The sequence below is a fragment of the Gilliamella sp. BG3 genome (genome assembly GCF_046635605.1).
Taxonomy (GTDB): domain Bacteria; phylum Pseudomonadota; class Gammaproteobacteria; order Enterobacterales; family Orbaceae; genus Gilliamella; species Gilliamella bombi.
Map to the genome: position 1 here is coordinate 1 of NZ_JBIDFE010000053.1, position 2523 is coordinate 2523.

Annotated in this window: 5 protein-coding genes; all 5 read right to left on the reverse strand. The window is 38.7% G+C overall.

What is annotated here, in order from left to right; all coding sequences use genetic code 11:
- Positions 1 to 106: 106 nt before the first annotated feature.
- Genes ACGH6S_RS12070 through ACGH6S_RS12090 form a run of 5 tightly spaced genes read right to left on the reverse strand, consistent with a single transcriptional unit; the run spans position 107 to position 2490 of the window.
- Entirely contained in the window at positions 107 to 505 is a 399-nt protein-coding gene (locus ACGH6S_RS12070; protein WP_411578999.1) for a hypothetical protein, read from the reverse strand.
- The gene (locus ACGH6S_RS12075) at positions 505 to 858 is read right to left on the reverse strand and encodes a hypothetical protein (RefSeq protein ID WP_174798212.1); all 354 of its coding nucleotides are present in this window, start codon (positions 856 to 858) and stop codon (positions 505 to 507) included. Before ACGH6S_RS12075 ends, ACGH6S_RS12070 begins: the two co-directional genes overlap by 1 nt.
- Positions 851 to 1234 carry a hypothetical protein gene (locus tag ACGH6S_RS12080; RefSeq protein WP_065636184.1) on the reverse strand — a complete coding sequence of 128 codons (384 nt, stop codon included), beginning with the start codon at positions 1232 to 1234 and terminating at the stop codon, positions 851 to 853. The genes ACGH6S_RS12075 and ACGH6S_RS12080 overlap by 8 nt, the downstream gene beginning before the upstream one ends.
- A gap of 2 nt (positions 1235 to 1236) precedes the next feature.
- On the reverse strand, positions 1237 to 1416 hold the full coding sequence (locus tag ACGH6S_RS12085; RefSeq protein WP_065636185.1) for a hypothetical protein: 180 nt from the start codon (positions 1414 to 1416) through the stop codon (positions 1237 to 1239).
- A gap of 3 nt (positions 1417 to 1419) precedes the next feature.
- Positions 1420 to 2490 carry a major capsid protein gene (locus tag ACGH6S_RS12090; RefSeq protein ID WP_174798211.1) on the reverse strand — a complete coding sequence of 357 codons (1071 nt, stop codon included), beginning with the start codon at positions 2488 to 2490 and terminating at the stop codon, positions 1420 to 1422.
- Between the last annotated feature and the right edge of the window lie 33 nt (positions 2491 to 2523).

The following is a 2523-nucleotide window of genomic DNA, read 5'->3' on the forward strand; positions in this document are numbered from 1 at the left end:
GATTTTGTGTTTTTTACTTCAACCCATTTCCGAAATTGTAAAATGTAATCATCAAGTAAATTATGTGAATTCAGCCAATCTTTGATTGAGTTATATGTATCAGAAATCATATTTTGTACCCATCTTTAATAACTTGCTCAATAGCCTGCTTTCCATCTCTTTCAAACCCCTTTTCAACAAAGTGAGGCTCTGCGTTGGGAGACCAATAATCGCCCTGTGATTTCTTACCTGTGCGCTTACCTTTTGCTGTACCTTTTGCGTTATTAACGAAAGCTGCATAATTAGCCGTATAACCAACTCGACCAACCCAACCTTTGGGAATTGGTTTTAGTTCTCTATACTGCGAATTAATTAGCGTTGAAGTGTCTCTAGGGGTGATTGGAGCAACAAAAGACATACCCACAATCATAACTTGCTGGATGATTCTTTGGGTTCGGATGTTGGCAATTTCATTAGTTATCCTGTGAATATTTCTATTCACTTTTGAAACGCCTTTAACTGCCATTAGGTAACCACCTCATAATCAGGGATTTCACCAAAAGCGCTCATATCATATTCAAGCACAAACTCTACTTTTTCAGCGTTTGAGGCTTCTAACGATAACGAAGTTTTATCACCTTTTGCTATGAAATCACCCTGCTTAATTCGATTATCTTCGGTGTAAAAAGTTGTTTTTCTCACTCTTTCAACGCCTAAAGAATCAATGTAAGCACCCAACGCGTTTGGCGCTTCATCTTTCCATGTGCATTTCACCAAATAAGGTTGACCGTAAGTATCAACATTGTTTTCTCCGTCGTATCCCATGTGAGGATATACGGTTGCAACATTTGTATAGCTCCAATTCGCTGTATTACTCATCCCTACCTCCAACAACTAAAAAAAATGGTTTCTTTGAACAAGAAATACCTAAGCAATCAGTACATCCGTGGACATCAAGATTTTTTAGCAATGAGTACATGGATTTAAAACCCACATCATCATATTTAAATGACCTTGACGCACCGCTTGGTGCTGATTGTGATGCGATTTTTCTTGCTCCTTGCATTTGAGCCAGTAAACAAGCTGAGTAAATCAGTATCAAAAGTTGGTCAGCTTCTGAATAATTATGAGCAACCAAGCAATCACTGATTGAATTCACCTTGTTAAGGATTGCGTTAATAACAATGCTCGGTACAGAATAACCAAGCTCTGATAACATTTGATTAACGTCTTCTGCGGTTACCTGTACTGACATGATTATTTACCCTTTTTCTTTTTGTCTGCTTCAACTTCAACAGATTGCTGCTCTAACACAATTACACGCCCAATAAAAGCAGTAGGAATGTCTGTAGCATGGAATTCATACCCAATAGGTAGTTCAGTTACCGCGCCATCAATGCGGCCGAAACAGCCGCGTTTAGTTACCCGTAATTTCATCAATTACCCCCGAGCGTTAAAGACTTTGCTTTTACCGTTAAAGTCACGTTTGATTTGCAAGCCAAATGCCGACCAAACCAATGTTTGATAGTTGTCATGCGGGTTAATTCGTTGCTTCATAAATGAACCAATCGGCGCAGCAATACGGGTTTTAATGTACTGAGCATTGCGAACGTAACCAATGAAGTGGTTGCCTTTTAACTCAAATGTTTTAGTGAATGAACCAATGTGCGCTGAGTAACGTAAAATATAGTCTTTTACTGTCCCCTCTTTAAATCCATTTGAATTAGAGTAAGGAAGATTTAAACGGCGCTCAATTTCAGGAGAGATAAAGACTTTTAATTGTTCTGACACTAAATTAGCATCAAGAATAACAACAAGGTCTTTTGTGAAGAAATTAATAATATCGTCGTTACTTGTGGCTGTTGATGTTAAATCAATATTCAAACCAGACGCACTTAAATCCACTTGATTGGTATGTGGATGATTAGTGATACCTTTGCCTTCAAAGTTTTGTACTTTGATTTTTTCATCACCTGTTAAAATGTATTGCGCCATATCTTGGCGTAATGCTGCCACTGCCGCTTCTTGGTCATCTGACATTGCGTCGATGTTTTCAGTTTGCAAACCTAACCATTCACGCCATTCACGAGCATAACCCGTTTTAAAGATTGGCACAGGGTCACCATAATGGTCATAAACAACCTTATCTAGCGTTTCTGGCTCTTGCCCTGACATTGAGCGATTAACATATCCTGCATCGCTTGAAACACGGTATAGTGCCGCTGTTTTGCCAATGGAGATAGGCGTACCTAATGATAATAAATCATCAAGTAATGGTGCGCCCTCATCATCACGGATAACACGGGTGGTTACGTTATCCACTTCACGCCAGTAATCTTGGGTTAAGATTGCGGCTTGATTAACTTCAATAGCATTACCATGCGTTGCACTCATTTGGTTTTGAGCATTGTTAAAGATTTGACGGCTTGCTTTTAACTGATTCCAAGCCTGTGCTACTTGAGCGGAATTGGTAATTAATTTTTTATTAAAAATAATCTTTTCGTTCTTCATTATTGCTCCTTAAGCTTTACGAACTCGAACTTG